Raw genomic sequence first — 16,552 nt, forward strand, 5'->3', positions numbered from 1 at the left:
GGGTGGGAAATGGTGGGCAGGCTTATAAAAGAAAACGTGCCCACTGAATTATCATTATTCTTCCGCCAGAAACAGCTCCAGCAGAGAATTCAGAAACAGTTTGCCGTGCTCGGTGATTTGCCAGTACGTGGCGGTTTCTGTCAGGTAGCCTTGCGCCAGCGCCTGATCCAGCTGTGAGCGGATGCTGTGCTCGTCCAGACCGGTGTACGCCGTGAAATCCTCGCGCGGAGCGGCTTCCAGCAGGCGAAAGCGGTTCATGAAAAACTCAAAAGGCCGATCGTCGTTAGCAACATCGTGTTGTTTATCCAGATACGTGCCCTGCATATAGCCACGAGGATGGCGGACTTTTACCGTGCGCAGAATGCGGCCGTCGCTGAAGGTCAGCTTGCCGTGTGCTCCACAGCCAATCCCCAAATAGTCACCGAAGCGCCAGTAGTTCAGGTTGTGCTGACACTGGTAGCCCGGTTTGGCATAGGCGGAGGTTTCATACTGCTGGTAGCCCGCGGCACTCAGTAACGCGTGGCCTTGTTCGTAGATGTCCCACAGCGCGTCGTCGTCCGGCAGCGTAGGCGGGCGCGAGCTAAACAGCGTATTGGGTTCGATAGTCAACTGATACCACGATAAATGCGGCGGGTTGAGCGCAATGGCCTGACGCAGGTCGTCCAGCGCTTCATCCAGCGATTGATCCGGCAAGCCGTGCATCAGATCCAGGTTAAAGCTGCGTAATCCCAGACCGGTCGCCAGGTGCGCGGCGCGTCTGGCCTCGTCTGGGCCGTGAATACGCCCTAAGCGCGTCAGCTTCTGTGGATCGAAACTCTGAACGCCGATGGAGATACGGTTAATGCCCGCGCGCTGATAGCCGCTGAAACGGTCGGCTTCAACCGTACCGGGATTGGCTTCCATCGTAATTTCGGCATCCGGCGTTAACGGAATTCTTGCCCGAACGCCGTCGAGCAGCGCCTGCATCGCTTCCGCGCTCAGCAGGCTGGGCGTGCCGCCACCGATAAAGATCGAGTGCAGTTCACGGCCGCTCGCTAGCGGCAAATCAGCATCCAGATCCGCCAGCAGATGATCGACATATTCCTGATGCGGCACGTCGCCTTTCAGCGCGTGAGAATTGAAGTCGCAATACGGGCATTTCTGTACGCACCACGGAATATGAATGTACAGGCTGAGCGGGGGAAGCTTAAGCATTGCGTAGCGCATCCAGCAACAGGCGCAGCGCCTGGCCGCGGTGAGACTGTGCGTTCTTCTCTTCACGCGTCAGTTCCGCTGCCGTTTTACCCAGCTCTGGCACAAAGAAGATCGGGTCATAGCCGAAGCCACCGCTGCCCGCCGCTTCATGCGTCAACACACCCTGCCAGCTACCGTGGCAGACAATCGGCGTCGGGTCTTCAGCGTGGCGCAGATAAACCAGCACGCAGTGGAAGCTGGCACGGCGCTGTTCGTCCGGCACGTCTTTTAGTGTCAGCAGCAGCTTATCCAGATTTTGCTGGTCGCTGGCATCCACACCCGCGTAGCGTGCCGAGTAAATGCCAGGTGCGCCGCCCAGCGCATCGACAGCCAGACCGGAATCATCGGCAATCGCTGGCAATCCTGTGATTTGTGCTGCATGACGTGCTTTCAGGATGGCGTTTTCGATAAAGGTCAGGCCGGTTTCTTCGGCGGAATCCACACCTAGCTCAGTCTGAGCCACAATATCCAGACCGAAATCGGCCAGCAAGCTGGCGAGCTCGCGCACTTTACCGGGGTTTCCGGTAGCCAAAACCACTTTTTGCATCGTCTTGTCCTGCGTATTTATTCAATCGTGTTTATTCAATGAAGCCCGCGACGTCAGCCGGGATGTGTTGCGGATGGGTAATTCTAATCTGTTTATGCCGTCCGAGTTCGCCTTTTTCAATCACGACCAGACTCTTGGCGACTCGAAACTGTTTGGCGAGGAATTTGGTCAAATGGGCATTGGCCTGCCCATCAACCGGCGGAGCGGTGATGGCGACTTTTAGTTCGTCGCCATGCAAACCCACGATCTGATCCCGGCTGGCTTTCGGCTGAATATACAGCCGAATTACCAGCGCATCGCCGTGGCGGGTAATGGCACTCACAGCAGAAACCACAGCCCCGGAAACAGGTCCATGCCCAGATAGTTGAGCATATACAGAATCAGAATCACCGCCATCGCGGAGAAATCGATGCCGCCCATAACCGGAATAATGCGGCGGAGCGGCGCCATCAGCGGTTCGGTCAACTGATGCAGCAGATACTCGATGGGGCTACGGCCCTGGCTGACCCAGCTCATAATCGAACGGATGATGATGACCCAGAAAACCAGATAGCCCGCGGATTTAATTAGCGAAATGAGCCCGACCAGCAGGTTCATTGGGCTAAGGGAGATCGCGCCAACCTGAATCAACAGCAGTAACGGGTATTTGATCGTCGTGAGAATAAAGGCCAGCAGCAGCGAGGCGCTGTCAATCGGCCCCAGCGACGGCAGAATGCGGCGTAGCGGCCCGACAATCGGCTGGGTGATTTTGACGACAAACTGCGACAGCGGGTTATAGAAATCGCTGCGTGACCACTGCATCCAGATGCGTAGCAGCAGGACCATTACATAGAGGTCGACCAGCGTTTTGACCAGAAAAGTCAGCGTGAGCATAAGTACGTCTTTTCCTTAATAAGATAAAGAATCGGGGAACCCGCTTTGGTTAAAAAAGCGTTTCCATTTCCTGTGCGCGAGCAATTGCCGCCTGCATGGCTTCAGCCACGGTTTGCGTCAACTGCTGTTCGTTAAATACCCGTAAGGCTTCTGCTGTGGTACCGCCCTTGGATGTCACATTTTCCCGCAGGGTCGATAGCGGCGTATCGGGATTGGCTTCAACCAGTGCGGCAGCGCCGGACGCGGCCTGTTGCACCAGTAGGCGAGCCGTTGCCTGGCTGAACCCCTGACGAATGGCTTCCTGCTGCATCGCTTCCATAAACAGGAAGAAATAGGCCGGTGCGCTACCCGCTGCGGCGATCACGCCGTTAATACCTTGTTCGCTCTCCACCCAGCACATTTTACCGACGCTCTGCATCAACTGTGCGGTGAAGTCTTTATCAGCCTGACTGACGGAGGCGGGGGCATACATCCCGCTCATGCCTTTGCCGACCAGAGACGGCGTGTTTGGCATAATCCGCACGATATTCAGTGGCTCCCCCAGCAGCGCCTGAAAACGGGCGATGTTGATGCCTGCGGCAATTGACAGCACCAGCTTACCGCTGAAGTTGACTTGTTCACGTAGCGGTGCGCAAACCGTTGCCATCATCTGCGGTTTGACGGCCAGCACAATGACGTCGGCTTCCTGAGCGCAGCGTACATTGTCCGCGCTGCTGACGACGCCATACTGTGCAGCCAGCGCATCGCGGTTCTTACCCGAAGGCGCGCAGACGCTGATGTGTTGAGCGGGATAACCGCCGTTGACCAATCCGGCGATAATGGCCTGCGCCATATTCCCGGCACCAATAAACGCTATTTTACGTTGCTGCATCTGCATTATCGCTGATCACCTGTTCCGTTTGTATTCTGTCAAAGATGACGTGCCGTTCAGGGCGTGCCCTGCTGTTGATTCGTTTTTGACTGACTGTTTATTTATACGCTTTTGGCCGAATAGTCGCGCGCGCCAAAGATTGCCGTACCAATGCGCACCAATGTGCTGCCTGCGGTAATCGCCGCACGCATGTCGTCCGTCATCCCCATAGAAAGTGTATCAATATGCGGATGATTTGCAGACAACGTTTGGAACAGCACGGCCATTTGCTTGAAAACAGCAAGCTGCTGCTCATAATCGGTTGCCGGTGCCGGAATCGCCATCAGGCCACGCAAGCGCAGGTTGGGCAGTGCGGCGACGCTGGCGGCGAGTTCCGCGAGTTCATTGACCATAATGCCGGATTTGCTCGGTTCGCCGCTGATATTAATCTGCAACAGAACGTTTAACGGCGGCAAGGTGGCCGGACGTTGTTCACTCAGACGCTGCGCGATGCGCAGGCGATCCACGGTGTGAAACCAGTCAAAATTCTCAGCCACCAGCCGACTTTTATTTGACTGTAGCGGGCCGATAAAGTGCCACTCCAACGGTGTGTCTGGGTGGTTTTCCTGGAAATAATGGATCTTCTCCACGCCTTCCTGAACATAGTTCTCGCCAAACGCCCGTTGCCCTGCCGCGATGGCTTCTTCGATCGCGCTCACAGGTTTGGTTTTACTGACTGCAAGTAGCGTAATTTCTTCTGGTGCCCGCGCGCAATGCGCGGCGGCGGTGGCGATTTGCTGCCGGATGTCCTGTAGATTCTGCTGGATTGTCGTCATGGTTATTCAGGAGGTTAATCTATGGAGTTGGATGAGTGGATGGCGCGTAGTGTAAAACATAATGCCTCGGATCTGCACCTTTGTAGCGGTCACCCGCCGGTGTTACGTGTGGACGGGCGGCTACAGCCTGAAAATACCTTACCACGTTTAACGCCAGATCAGGTGGCACAATGGTGCGATGCCTGGCTCGAACCGGCTCAGCGCGAGCAACTGCGGCAGGCTGGTCAGGTGGATGGAGCATTAATGCTGCCTGATGGGCAACGCCTGCGGGTGAACGTGTTTCGCCAGCGGGAAGGGCTGTCTGCGGCGCTGCGCGTTATTCCATCCGTTCAACCTTCATTGGACGCGCTACACGCGCCACCTGTTTTCTCGACGCTGCTGGAGAAACCGAACGGACTGCTCCTGATTACCGGTGCGACGGGGAGCGGCAAATCCACAACGCTGGCGGCCATGCTTGGGGCGTTAAACGACCGCTGCGATCGCCATGTGATTACGCTGGAGGACCCGATCGAGTTTATCCATGCTAGCCGACGCTGCCTGATTCAACAGCGGGAGATCGGTGCGCACAGCGCGTCGTTTGCGCAGGCATTACGGGCCGCATTGCGGGAGGATCCCGATGTCATTCTGCTGGGAGAACTGCGCGATACGGAGACGATTCGGCTGGCGCTGACGGCGGCGGAAACCGGCCATCTGGTGTTGTCGACGCTGCATACCCGTAGTGCATCGCAGGCGGTCGATCGTCTGATTGACGTCTTTCCTGGTGAAGAGAAAGCCTATGTTCGCAGCCAGTTAGCCACCTGTTTGCAGGCGGTGGTGACGCAAAAGCTGTTGCCTGCTGCGCAAGGGGGGCGAATCGCGCTTTATGAAGTACTGACCGCCACCGCGGCAGTCAGTAACCTGATTCGGGAAGGGAAAACGCACCAGCTCCCCGGCCTGATTCAGACGGGAGCCGCTGCGGGAATGCAAACGTTCGAGCAAAGCTACCAGCAGCGCTGTCGGGATGGGCTTATTTCACACCGTTTTAGCGCTGGGCCGACCACAGGCTGTGCAATCCATCCGTAGATTAGGAAAGCCGAGGCTCTACCTGAAACAGCGCCATGGAACGCATCAACTGCTGAGACTGCTGTTCCAGCGACTGTGTAGTCGCCGATGAGGCTTTGACGAGCTGCGCGTTGTGCTGAGCGACCTTGTCGATCTGTGTGAAGGCGACGTTAACCTGCTCAATACCGCGATGCTGTTCTTGCGTGGCGGTGGAAATATCTCGCATCAACTGTGTAATACGGATGATTTCGTCGGTCACTTCATCCATGGTTTCACCCGCTTTAGAGGCTAATTCAAGCCCTTCGGATACGCGAGTCTGGGAATCTAGAATCAACGCGCGGATCTCTTTCGCCGCCTGCGCACTATGCTGCGCCAGATTACGGACTTCTCCTGCGACGACGGCAAAGCCCCTGCCTTGTTCGCCTGCGCGAGCGGACTCGACGGAGGCGTTCAGCGCCAGAATGTTGGTCTGGAACGCGATGCCGTCAATGACGCTGAGAATGTCATTGATGCGCTTGGCGCTGGTGGCGATCTCCTGCATTTTTTCAATGACGTAACAGACAGACTCGTTGCTGCGGCTGCTGGTGTTCGAGACATTATTGGCCAACTGATGCGCGAGTTCCGCGTGATCGGCATTGAGTTTTACCGTCGCGCTCAATTGCTCCATGCTCGCTGCCGTCTGTTCCAGTGCAGCAACGGATTCTTCGGTGCGTTGAGAAAGCTGAGCGTTTTCTTCAAACAGTTCGCGGCTACCGAGATCGATTTGCGTGCTGGCATCACGCACCTGACTGACCGACTCCAGCAGCGCACCCTGCATGCGGCCGATAGCATCATTGAGTCGACCCAGTTCATTGTCTCCGCCTTGAATCAGGCGGCGGGTCAGGTTACCGGCGGCAACCTGCTCCAGTTGCTCAATGGCATAGTCCAGCGGTTTGAGCAACATGTGCCGTAGCGCGACCCAAGCTAATCCCACCAGCGTGATAGACAGCAGGCAGGCGATGGCTATGAGCAACAGCATGATGCGTTCATTGCGCTCGGACTGTGCCAGACCCTGTTCGGAAAGTTGTTGGGCATACTGGCGGAAATTCTGGATCGACAAATCAAAGGCTTCGCTCAGTGGGCCGAGCTGTTTTTCCAGAACGTCATAATATTCGTCGGTATACTGTTTTTGCAGTGCGCTCAGCATCGGGGCCATGCCCTGCTGAAAATAGGCCTGATAGGTTTTCAACACGTCCTGTGCCAGCGTCTGCTGCTTCGGATCGGCATTGGCCGATTTGATCACACGGTCAATGTCTTCCTGCGATTGGCGAAGATGCTTCTCTACGACCCCAGTTTCTTTGGCACCGTCGTCCAGCAGGCCGATTTCGATTTTCCTGACGGCGAGCGTTGCCGAGGCTCTCGCGCTGAGCGTCTGGTTATAGCCGCTCATCAGGCTGCCCAGCTCAATGCCCTGAATCTGGTTTTGTGCTGTCAGCGTTTCCCTGTCTTTCTTAATCGCGACTACGCCCATGCTGCTGACGATAAGCAGCAGCAGGGTGGTTAATAGCAATAACGTTAATAAGCCGGTACGAATAGAAATATTTTTCAACCTCATGGTGTCCTTTTCCTTACGCCGCCTTCGTCGGTGATAAACCAGTCATCACTGAGTGTAGTATGTGTCACTAAAGAGGATACGTTATCTGTGTTGCGGTGAGATAAAATTAAAAAGCTATGGCAGACGTGAAAAGGATTGGGCAAGAAGGGCGTAGCCAAGAGGCCTCCCGCAACATAGGCTTCTCTCACACGGGTTTATCTCAACGCAGGTTTCTCTCAACGGAAAGGGTATAAATAATTAGCCGTAGCGTTTACGCCTAGTTTATTATCTGTTAATAGCGTTGGTTTTTCAGGGGCGTATTCAATACGCCAGTCAATGATACCCAGAGGTATCCGAGGTTTATGTGCAGTTAACAAGTTTTACGGATTATGGTTTGCGAGCGCTGATTTACATGGCATCGCTGCCGGGCGGGAAAATGACCAGCATTTCGGAAGTCACGGAAGTGTATGGCGTGTCCCGTAATCATATGGTCAAAATTATCAATCAACTTAGTCGTGCTGGGTTGGTGATGGCCGTGCGCGGAAAGAATGGCGGTATCCGTCTTGGAAAACCGGCAGAAACCATCCGAATTGGCGATGTCGTGCGCGCATTGGAGCCACTTACGCTGGTTAACTGTAGCCACGAATTTTGCCACATTACGCCAGCCTGTCGCTTAAAGCAGGTGCTTCAACAGGCGGTACAAAATTTTCTGCATGAGCTGGATCAATACACGCTGGCTGATATGGTCAAAGAAAACCCGCCGCTTTATAAATTATTGTTGGTTGAATGAGTTTTGTTCAGCCTCCTGCTGATGACAACGGAGGAACCGCAATGTCACAAGATCCATTCCAGGAACGAGAAGCAGAAAAATACGAATCTCCCATCCCCAGTCGTGAATATATTTTGGCGCACATCGCCAAACGCGATACCCCGATTAGCCGAGAAGAATTAGCCACCGACCTGCAATTAACCGGAGAAGAAGCGCTCGAAGCGCTGCGCCGCCGCCTGCGTGCGATGGAGCGTGATGGCCAGCTTATCTTTACCCGCCGCCAGTGCTACGCGTTGCCTGAAAAGCTCGATCTGCTGCGCGGTACGGTTATTGGTCACCGTGATGGTTTTGGCTTCCTGCGGGTGGAAGGCCGTAAAGACGATCTTTATCTGTCGGCTGAAGAGATGAAACGGACGATTCACGGCGATGTTGCGTTGGCACAGCCGCTGGGTGCGGATCGTAAAGGGCGTCGTGAAGGGCGTATTGTGCGCGTGCTGGAACCGCGTACCGGACAAATTGTCGGCCGCTATTTTGTCGATGCCGGTGTCGGGTTCGTCGTACCGGATGATAGCCGCCTGAGCTTCGATATTCTGATCCCGAAAGAAGAAATTAACGGTGCTCGCATGGGCTTCGTGGTGGTGGTTGAGCTGACGCAACGCGCAACGCGCCGCACGAAAGCGGTGGGTAAGATCGTCGAGATCCTCGGTGACAACATGGGCACTGGGCTGGCGGTGGATATCGCCCTGCGCACCCATGATATTCCGCACACCTGGCCATCTAAAGTGGAAGAACAGGTAAAGGATCTCTCCGAAGAGGTGCCGGAAGCCGCAAAAAAAGGCCGTGTGGATCTGCGTAAGCTGCCGCTGGTTACGATTGATGGCGAAGATGCTCGCGATTTCGACGATGCGGTGCACTGTGAACCGAAACGCGGCGGTGGCTGGCGCTTATGGGTTGCGATTGCGGATGTGAGCTATTACGTTCGGCCAAATACGCCGCTCGACCATGAAGCGCGGGCGCGTGGCACCTCGGTGTACTTCCCGTCGCAGGTGGTGCCGATGCTGCCGGAAGTGCTGTCGAACGGACTCTGTTCGCTTAATCCGCAGGTCGATCGCCTGTGTATGGTCTGTGAAATGACCGTTTCGGCGCAGGGTAAGCTGTCGTCCTATAAGTTCTATGAAGCCGTGATGAGCTCACATGCGCGCCTGACCTACACTAAGGTGTGGCATATTCTGCAAGGCGACACCGAGCTGCGTGAGCACTACAAGCCGCTGGTGGGTGGGTTGGAAGAGCTGCACCGCATGTACAAAGCGCTTGAACATGCGCGTGAAGTGCGTGGCGGTATCGCATTCGAAACGGAAGAAGCGAAGTTCATTTTCAATGCTGAACGCCGTATCGACCGAGTGGAAGCGGTGGTGCGTAACGATGCTCACAAATTGATCGAAGAATGCATGATTCTGGCGAATATCTCCGCCGCGAAATTTGTGGAGAAAAACGAAGAGCCTGCGCTCTTCCGCGTGCATGATCAGCCGAGTGAAGACCATGTCTTAGCCCTGCGTAGCGTGTTGGGCGAGCTGGGGCTGACGCTGAAAGGCGGAATGAAGCCACAGCCGAAAGATTATGCGGAATTGATGAATGAGTTGGCTGACCGTCCCGATCGGGAAATGCTGCAAACTATGCTGCTGCGTTCAATGAAGCAGGCGATTTATGACCCAGAGAACCGAGGCCACTTCGGTCTGGCATTAACGTCTTACGGCCATTTCACATCGCCGATTCGCCGTTATCCAGACCTGTCGCTGCACCGTGCCATTAAATATCTGCTGAGCGATCGTCATGAGCGCTGGACGTCAACGGGCGGCTGGCATAGCGACATTAATGAGATGCTACAGTTGGGTATGCATTGCTCGATGACGGAGCGCCGTGCGGATGAAGCGACGCGTGACGTTGCGGACTGGCTGAAATGCGACTTTATGCAGGATCACGTGGGTGAGGTTTTTACGGGGATTATCGCCAGTGTGACCGGTTTTGGCTTCTTTGTGCGCCTGAAAGATCTGTTTATCGACGGGCTGGTGCACGTTTCCACGTTGGATAATGACTACTACCGCTACGATAATATTGGCCAGCGGCTGATCGGCGAATCGCGCGGGCAGGTTTATCGTCTGGGTGATGAAGTCGAAATTCGTGTTGAAGCTGTTCATATGGATGAGCGCAACATTGATTTCGCGCTGATTTCCAGTACGCGTAAGGTACGTGGCGAAGGTAAAACGGCGCGCGACCGTGTGAAGAAGCCGGAGTCGCGTGAGGCCAAGCCAGCTCGACGTCGCCGCAGCGCGAGCAAAGCGCCCGCAAACTTTGAGCCGGATGCTGCATTCCGCAAAGAAGGCGATAGCAGCACGAAGTCGGATAAGCCAAAAGCCAAGCCGAAAAAGAACCGCGATAAAGCGAAAAAGAACGCGGAAAAAACGCGTAAAATTGCCGCCGCGACGAAGGCTAAACGAGCAAAGAAGAAATCTGAGGAATAACGAACGGCTTGACGTTGTAGAGGCTTCGGTCTCTACAACCCGCAAGACGAATGTTATCTCGCTTTACACAATTTGAAGAGTATCAATGAGCGAAATTATTTACGGTATCCACGCGGTTAAGGCACTGCTTGAGCGCGATCCACAGCGTTTTCTGGAAGTCTTTATTCTGAAAGGACGCGACGATCGTCGCCTTCAGTCCGTTATTACGGAGCTGGAAGCGCAGGGCATCGTCATTCAAGTGGCGAATCGCCAATGGCTGGATAAGCAGGCTGAAGACGCGGTGCATCAGGGGATCGTAGCGAAAGTCAAAGAAGGGCGGAAATATCAGGAAAACGATCTGCCTGCGATGTTAGACAATTTGGAAACGCCTTTCCTGCTGATATTGGATGGCGTGACCGATCCACACAACCTGGGCGCTTGCCTGCGTAATGCGGATGGGGCTGGCGTGCACGCGGTGATTGTGCCACGCGATCGTTCCGCGCAGCTTAATGCGACGGTGAAGAAGGTCGCCTGTGGTGCGGCGGAAACCGTACCGGTTATCAGCGTGACCAATCTGGCCCGTACGATGCGCCTGTTGCAGGAACGTAATATCTGGATCGTCGGTACAGCGGGGGAAGCGGATCATACGCTGTACCAAAGCAAACTGACTGGGCCGCTGGCGCTGGTAATGGGCGCTGAAGGGGAAGGGATGCGTCGTCTGACTCGTGAACACTGCGATGAACTGATCAGTATTCCGATGGCGGGCAGCGTGTCTTCACTTAACGTGTCGGTTGCTACTGGTGTGTGTCTGTTTGAAGCTGTTCGCCAACGGGCATAATTGCCGTCGCTATCAATAATGACGAGGTGCCAGCAGGCACCTCGTTGATTTTTTTGGTTGGTGTTCTAAATAGTGATTATGCAGCAGATGTCAGTCTGCGAACGTCTTGCTGCGAAGGCTGTAAAAGCCGGAAAACAGACACCGCGTCAGACAGCACGATCGCCTGCTGCTCCAGCGACTGAGCGGCAGAGGAAGATTGCTCCACCAGCACGGTGTTTTGCTGCGTGTTCTGATCCATTTCTATAATGGCCTGACCAACCTGAGAAATGCCGCGATGCTGTTCGTCAGAGGCGGTAGTAATGTGTTTCATGATGTCGTGGACCTGCGTCACTGACTGGACAATCCCTTCCATTGTTTTCCCCGCGCCGTTAACGAGTGCTGCACCGTTATTAATCTGCGAAACCGACTCGGCAATGAGCGTGTCGATCTCTTTGGCGGCCTGTGCGCTGCGCTGTGCCAGATTGCGCACTTCGCTGGCGACAACGGCGAAACCACGTCCTTGTTCACCGGCTCGTGCCGCCTCTACCGCAGCATTAAGCGCCAGGATATTGGTTTGAAACGCGATGCTGTTGATCATTGAGGTAATTTCAGCGATGCGGTGAGAGCTTTGCGCGATATCGTGCATGGTGTTGACGGCTTTAGAAACCTGTTCTCCCCCTTGATTCGCGGTGTCTGAAGCATCCATAACCAGTCGATTAGCCTGATGGGCGTTATCGGCATTCTGTTTCACCGTTGACGTCAGTTGTTCCATACTGGCGGCGGTTTCCTCAAGCGCAGCAGCTTGTTGCGTCGTGCGAGAAGAGAGATCGGTGTTACCGGCAGAAATTTCCCCTGCGGCATAAGAAATCTGATTTGCGCTAAGGCGAATTTTATCAATCATGCTGTGCAGATTGCTGTTCATCTGCCCCATGGCTGAAATCAACTGGCCTAATTCATCATGACGATCGTTGTGAAGCTGCACGGTGAGATCGCCTTCCGCAATCGCACGGGTGGCGTGTAACGCCTGATGCAGTGGGCGAACGATCTGCCGTGAGATAACAATTGCTGTGGTCAGGCCGAGTATGATGGCAATCAGCGTAATCACGCCCAGTTGTATGTCGCTGCTAATGACGTTACGACCTGCGCGGCTCTCTTCGGTGAAGTAAAGTTTGTTGATGTTTTCTTGCAACACCGCCATCTGCTCGTTCAATTCACTGAGCCGCTGTTGGCTCACCTCCGAGCTCATAACCTGCTGGCGTTGTGAAATATAAGCGCTGAGTGACGCATTGATATCCTGAATGGCACTTTTGTCTTCCGCTGGCCAGTGGCCCGTGTCGATCGCTTTCAGCAACGCGGACAGCTCTTCCTTAATGTTACCGATCGCACTGTCGTGCTGTTCCAGATACTGTGCTTTACGCTCCAGCGCATAACCAAAGTTGCCTTCCCGCGCGACTACCGTCTTGTCATACATGGCACCAAGACGGCTGATGCGTTTTAACGATTGGTCGCTATTGTGCAATCCGTAAAAGCCGACCATGGAGAGGATGACTCCCATGACGAGCAATAAACCAAACCCTACTAATAACTTACGCGTTACGGACAGGTTTTGAAATGACATCCAGCGCAGCATAAACCTCTTCCTTTCGTTCATTAATTATTTACCGTCATCGCAGGTCAATAACGGATTAGCTGTTGTTGTGTGTTGGCATAAAAAGCAGGTGATGAGTGTGAAACGGGCTCCTATCTAACTGATAAAATATACCTTATCTGTTATCGGCATTTCAGGCGCAATGCTTATCCATTTTCTTAAAAATCGTGCGGGTATGATAGCGAGGTTGGTAAAGTGTGCCGCTGGGGATTTCTGCGTTTTTTATCACGTAAAGTCATGTATAAACGCTCTGCTATGCAATAATCATCTATACCCGTCATACTTCAAATTGCCTGTGCGTTGGCTGCCCTTACTCACCCCAGTCACTTACCTGAGTAAGCTCCTGGGGACTCGTGCGATTGCCGCCTTCACGCAACTTGAATTATTTAGGGTATATAATCCTTCTTTCTTCGCCTTATCTGTTGCTGATGCGCCAACGGGGCTCATTTAAAAGGAATATCGCTATGCCTATTGTTACGTCGCTACTCGCTTTCGCCTCCTATTTTTTAATCGGCTTTGCCATGGTGCTGACCTTTCTGTTTATCTACACCCGCATCACGCCGCATGATGAATGGGCACTGATTAAAGAGAACAACGGTACGGCGGCCATTGGGTTTGGTGGGGCGTTAATTGGCTATGTGATCCCGCTTTCCAGTGCGGCGATTAATTCGGTGAGCCTGGTGGATTACATCACCTGGGGAGCGGTCGCGCTGGTGGTGCAATTACTGATTTATTTCGCGGTGCGTCTGTATATGCCGCGCCTCAGCCAACATATCCAGAATAACGATATTGCTTCCGGCACCTTTCTTTGTGCCGCCTCGCTCAGCGGCGGGATCCTGAATGCGGCGTGTATGTCGTATTAATTTGCCATTGCATGACAATACCGGGAATCCGCCCGGTATTGTTTGGCGGATATCCTTGCCCAGCACCTTTGTTTACCGCGTTTTGATAACCTGTCCCACAGATTCAGCGATATATCACGGCGCGCGCAAACCACATGCCGGGGAGCGTGGCAGCCTCGGATTTCATTACAATCACATAATAATGTGCACCAGAGGCATCGGCTTTTTGTTGAAGGGCGCGATCCACATCATCTGCGTTTCCGCGCATGCTCACCGAAATCGTCCCCATTTTTTCCAACTGGCTGGTTTGTGCGTAGCGAATTTCAAGCGCTTTCTCCGCAGGCGGCGGTGGCGCGACAGGCTTACCTTGTATGATCTGGCAGCCGGACAGCATCAATATTAAGGGTAAGAAAAGTATCCGCACGATGTTCATTGTTTCAGCCTGACAGGAGTAGATAGCGGAAGTGTAGCGCTATCATCGGGCCGATGGCATTCTCTTTCACAGGGAAGTCGTTCAATTTTGGGAAGGAGTCTACTCTGTGCGCTGTATCGTTAATGCTGCTTTTTTGCTGTTGTTTACTGGCTGTGCGTATGCCGAACCTTCATTACACGAATTAGATTCGATCTATCAGCAGTGCCGTGAGCGGGGAAGGATAGCCCTGTCGCGCTGCCGTCTGAAAACCACTGGTTCTGGACGTTAAACAACGAGGATAAAGCCACCGCGCTTGTTTATTTGAATGAACAGACGCCGCTGTGCCCGTAGCAAGTGGTGGCCATTGCACAATATCTGCAACACGATGACTGATAAGAGAGGCCGCTTTTGTGTAGCGCGATTAAAATAGCGACACAAAAGCGGGTATTTTACTGGCGGTTAAATACGGAAGACGCTGACCAGCTCGCTGAGATGGTGACCTTTCTGGCGCAGGCTCTGAGCGGTATCTTCCGAATTGTTGACCAGAATGGCATTTTCCTGTGTTGTCTGACCAATCTGTACAATCGCGATGTTCACCTGGCTGATACCCGCAGACTGCTCGCGTGAGGCGATATCGATATCGTTCACGATGGTACTGACCTGCAAGATGCGGTCACGCAAGTCATCCATTACCGCCTGCGTTTTTTCTGAGAAATGATAACCCGCTTCGATTTTCTCCAGTGATTCATCAATCAGCGTTTCGATCTCTTTCACCGCAGTAGAACTGCGCTGTGCCAGCGCCCGCACTTCGGCGGCAACCACGGCGAAGCCTCTACCGTGCTCACCCGCACGAGCGGCTTCTACTGCGGCATTCAGTGCCAGAATATTGGTCTGGAAAGCGATAGATTCGATGACTGTCGTGATATCAGCAATCCGCTGGGATGAGTTCTTGATATCGCTCATCGTAGAAACGGAGTCGATAACGGTCTGGCTGCCGTTGCGTGCTGCTGCGGCGCTCTGCGCTGCCAGATCTTTGGCGGCGGAGACGTTATCGGCATTCTGCTTCACGCTGGCGGAGAGTTGCTCCATGCTGGCAGACGTCTCTTCGACGCTGCTGGCCTGACGGGCAATCTGCTCGCTGATATTTTCGCTATCGGCAGCCAGCGCATCGGTGCTAGAACCGATTTCTTCGGACGAATTTCTCACCTGCGACACGATGGTCGTTAGCCCTTGTCCGATGCCGTTAATGGCATCGATCAGGCGGCCAACTTCATCGTAACGGTTGCTTGAAAGCGTTGCCGTCAGGTTACCGGCAGAAAACTGTTCCGCTACTTTGACGATTTCAACCAGCGGCTGGCTCAGCCATTTGCGCGTCAGTACGACAAAGAATCCAGCGAAGAGCAGAACCAGAATAATGCCGCCGCCCAAAAACAGGTTACGGGTGTGATTAATTTCTGCCATCAGGCTTTCTTTGCTCACCGTGCCTGCAACAATCCAGTTCCATTGCGGAATACTGCGGTACACCATGATTCGGTTTTTTTCTTCGCCCGTCATCGTGTTGTTGACGTATTCGATCGTACCATTACCAGTTGCCAGCACGTTTTCTAACGCACCGTCTGACCAGTCAGGGCGTTGGTTGGCATTGCTTGGGTGGTAAAGATAGTTACCTGCATCCTTTCCTTTTTTCGTGCTAAGGACAAAGAAATGGCCGGTTTCACCCATTTTCTTGTTCAGAATCGTTTGCTGCATCTCGGTAAATTGCTTCGTGATGTCGACGCCGGCGAACAGAATGCCGATCACCTTGTTTTCACTATCGCGTATTGGTTGATACTGGGTGATGTACTGTTTGCCGAATAGTGTGGCTAACCCACTGTAAGTGTCACCTTTCATCACGTGCGCATAGGCTGGGCTTTCACGATCGAGTTTGGTGCCCATCGCGCGCGATCCATCTTCTTTTTTTAGTGAAGTGGTAACGCGCGTAAAATCCTCTCCATCACGGGCAAAAACGGTTGAAACGGCATTGGTACGGCTCAGAAAATCGTCCGGCACTTCGGTGTTGAGGTTCAATACCGTATCGCCAGCCTTAAGCGTTGGGTGAGAGGTGTTGCCGAAAGGCGTGCGGTTAACGGTATCCAGTGAAAACCGCGTCGGCAGAAAGCTCGCCAACAACTGCGTATAGTTGCTGACCTCAGCTTGCAGGCCGGTATCGTACATGTTGATCATGTCAGTGACGCCATTCACCTGGCTCTGCATGTTATTGAGGGTCAACGATTTCAGTTGAACGCCTGCGGAGCGGGTTAGGGTGAGGGTAAAGACTATGAACAATATCGCCACGCTTAGAGAGGCGATAATTGATAGTTTGATACCCAAACCCCAGTGCTTAAAGGAAAGTCCCAACATATGTGTGTCTCTTATAATAAAAAAGGTTATTTTTTAGTCTTACTTCACATGCGTTAACGGCAGTAAATGAAAAAAATTAATCACGGAGTGCAAGTGTTAACTTCAGTTATTGATCTAGATTAATGCTATTTTTTATTCACATAAATGCGCTAGTTAGGCCAGCACGTGACGAATGACGACACGGAGATAAAACATTGCTGTGAGTGTGGTTAT

The 16,552-nt window shown here is 53.5% G+C and carries 15 protein-coding genes; 5 read left to right on the top strand and 10 right to left on the bottom strand.

Features of this window, described 5'->3' with window-relative positions; genetic code table 11:
* Positions 1-54 precede the first annotated feature (54 nt).
* The 6 genes from hemW to DMB82_RS04205 form a co-directional block, all read right to left on the bottom strand.
* Entirely contained in the window at positions 55-1,194 is a 1,140-nt protein-coding gene (gene hemW, locus DMB82_RS04180) for a radical SAM family heme chaperone HemW (protein WP_102117453.1), read from the bottom strand.
* On the bottom strand, positions 1,187-1,780 hold the full coding sequence (locus DMB82_RS04185) for an XTP/dITP diphosphatase (RefSeq protein ID WP_039470191.1): 594 nt from the start codon (positions 1,778-1,780) through the stop codon (positions 1,187-1,189). Before DMB82_RS04185 ends, hemW begins: the two co-directional genes overlap by 8 nt.
* 31 nt (positions 1,781-1,811) lie before the next feature.
* A complete protein-coding gene (gene yggU, locus DMB82_RS04190; protein WP_010295005.1) occupies positions 1,812-2,102 on the bottom strand; it encodes a DUF167 family protein YggU in 291 nt (96 codons plus the stop codon).
* Positions 2,099-2,653, bottom strand: a complete 555-nt coding sequence (locus DMB82_RS04195; RefSeq protein ID WP_010295003.1) for a YggT family protein — start codon at positions 2,651-2,653, stop codon at positions 2,099-2,101. Before DMB82_RS04195 ends, yggU begins: the two co-directional genes overlap by 4 nt.
* Positions 2,654-2,702: 49 nt before the next feature.
* The gene (proC, locus tag DMB82_RS04200; RefSeq protein ID WP_116162503.1) at positions 2,703-3,524 is read right to left on the bottom strand and encodes a pyrroline-5-carboxylate reductase; all 822 of its coding nucleotides are present in this window, start codon (positions 3,522-3,524) and stop codon (positions 2,703-2,705) included.
* Between the two features lie 101 nt (positions 3,525-3,625).
* Entirely contained in the window at positions 3,626-4,339 is a 714-nt protein-coding gene (locus tag DMB82_RS04205) for a YggS family pyridoxal phosphate-dependent enzyme (protein ID WP_116162453.1), read from the bottom strand.
* A 21-nt stretch (positions 4,340-4,360) separates the two neighbouring features.
* Between DMB82_RS04205 and DMB82_RS04210 the strand changes: the two genes are divergently transcribed.
* On the top strand, positions 4,361-5,401 hold the full coding sequence (locus DMB82_RS04210) for a type IV pilus twitching motility protein PilT (RefSeq protein ID WP_116162451.1): 1,041 nt from the start codon (positions 4,361-4,363) through the stop codon (positions 5,399-5,401).
* Between the two features lies 1 nt (position 5,402).
* Here the strand turns inward: DMB82_RS04210 and DMB82_RS04215 are convergent, their stop codons facing one another.
* Positions 5,403-6,974 (bottom strand): methyl-accepting chemotaxis protein, encoded by a 1,572-nt coding sequence (locus tag DMB82_RS04215; RefSeq protein WP_116162449.1) that lies wholly within the window; start codon positions 6,972-6,974, stop codon positions 5,403-5,405.
* A gap of 343 nt (positions 6,975-7,317) precedes the next feature.
* Between DMB82_RS04215 and nsrR the strand changes: the two genes are divergently transcribed.
* From nsrR to rlmB, 3 genes are all read left to right on the top strand, one after another.
* Entirely contained in the window at positions 7,318-7,743 is a 426-nt protein-coding gene (gene nsrR / locus DMB82_RS04220) for a nitric oxide-sensing transcriptional repressor NsrR (RefSeq protein ID WP_107333412.1), read from the top strand.
* A gap of 41 nt (positions 7,744-7,784) precedes the next feature.
* On the top strand, positions 7,785-10,241 hold the full coding sequence (gene rnr, locus DMB82_RS04225; protein WP_116162447.1) for a ribonuclease R: 2,457 nt from the start codon (positions 7,785-7,787) through the stop codon (positions 10,239-10,241).
* 85 nt (positions 10,242-10,326) lie between these two features.
* A complete protein-coding gene (rlmB, locus tag DMB82_RS04230) occupies positions 10,327-11,058 on the top strand; it encodes a 23S rRNA (guanosine(2251)-2'-O)-methyltransferase RlmB (protein WP_040032596.1) in 732 nt (243 codons plus the stop codon).
* Between the two features lie 76 nt (positions 11,059-11,134).
* Here rlmB and DMB82_RS04235 read toward each other — a convergent pair whose 3' ends face one another.
* Positions 11,135-12,667, bottom strand: a complete 1,533-nt coding sequence (locus DMB82_RS04235) for a methyl-accepting chemotaxis protein (RefSeq protein ID WP_116162445.1) — start codon at positions 12,665-12,667, stop codon at positions 11,135-11,137.
* Positions 12,668-13,149: 482 nt separating this feature from the next.
* Between DMB82_RS04235 and DMB82_RS04240 the strand changes: the two genes are divergently transcribed.
* The gene (locus DMB82_RS04240) at positions 13,150-13,548 is read left to right on the top strand and encodes a DUF350 domain-containing protein (RefSeq protein WP_102117460.1); all 399 of its coding nucleotides are present in this window, start codon (positions 13,150-13,152) and stop codon (positions 13,546-13,548) included.
* Positions 13,549-13,651: 103 nt separating this feature from the next.
* On the opposite strand, the gene bsmA is transcribed toward DMB82_RS04240, so the two are convergent.
* Both bsmA and DMB82_RS04250 read right to left on the bottom strand, forming a co-directional pair.
* Positions 13,652-13,960 (bottom strand): biofilm peroxide resistance protein BsmA, encoded by a 309-nt coding sequence (gene bsmA / locus DMB82_RS04245; protein WP_102117461.1) that lies wholly within the window; start codon positions 13,958-13,960, stop codon positions 13,652-13,654.
* Between the two features lie 438 nt (positions 13,961-14,398).
* Complete coding sequence (locus DMB82_RS04250; RefSeq protein WP_102117462.1) at positions 14,399-16,339, bottom strand: methyl-accepting chemotaxis protein; 1,941 nt, start codon at positions 16,337-16,339, stop codon at positions 14,399-14,401.
* Positions 16,340-16,552 lie beyond the last annotated feature (213 nt).

This window comes from Pectobacterium aquaticum (assembly GCF_003382565.3).
GTDB classification, from domain to species: Bacteria; Pseudomonadota; Gammaproteobacteria; order Enterobacterales; family Enterobacteriaceae; genus Pectobacterium; species Pectobacterium aquaticum.

Coding starts and splice junctions, on each gene's coding strand:
- DMB82_RS04205 (WP_116162453.1), bottom strand. CDS start 4,339: ATGACGACAATCCAGCAGAATCTACAGGACATCCGGCAGCAAATCGCC.
- hemW (WP_102117453.1), bottom strand. CDS start 1,194: ATGCTTAAGCTTCCCCCGCTCAGCCTGTACATTCATATTCCGTGGTGC.
- proC (WP_116162503.1), bottom strand. CDS start 3,524: ATGCAGCAACGTAAAATAGCGTTTATTGGTGCCGGGAATATGGCGCAG.
- DMB82_RS04250 (WP_102117462.1), bottom strand. CDS start 16,339: ATGTTGGGACTTTCCTTTAAGCACTGGGGTTTGGGTATCAAACTATCA.
- DMB82_RS04195 (WP_010295003.1), bottom strand. CDS start 2,653: ATGCTCACGCTGACTTTTCTGGTCAAAACGCTGGTCGACCTCTATGTA.
- DMB82_RS04215 (WP_116162449.1), bottom strand. CDS start 6,974: ATGAGGTTGAAAAATATTTCTATTCGTACCGGCTTATTAACGTTATTG.
- rlmB (WP_040032596.1), top strand. CDS start 10,327: ATGAGCGAAATTATTTACGGTATCCACGCGGTTAAGGCACTGCTTGAG.
- DMB82_RS04240 (WP_102117460.1), top strand. CDS start 13,150: ATGCCTATTGTTACGTCGCTACTCGCTTTCGCCTCCTATTTTTTAATC.
- bsmA (WP_102117461.1), bottom strand. CDS start 13,960: ATGAACATCGTGCGGATACTTTTCTTACCCTTAATATTGATGCTGTCC.
- rnr (WP_116162447.1), top strand. CDS start 7,785: ATGTCACAAGATCCATTCCAGGAACGAGAAGCAGAAAAATACGAATCT.
- DMB82_RS04235 (WP_116162445.1), bottom strand. CDS start 12,667: ATGCTGCGCTGGATGTCATTTCAAAACCTGTCCGTAACGCGTAAGTTA.
- DMB82_RS04210 (WP_116162451.1), top strand. CDS start 4,361: ATGGAGTTGGATGAGTGGATGGCGCGTAGTGTAAAACATAATGCCTCG.
- DMB82_RS04185 (WP_039470191.1), bottom strand. CDS start 1,780: ATGCAAAAAGTGGTTTTGGCTACCGGAAACCCCGGTAAAGTGCGCGAG.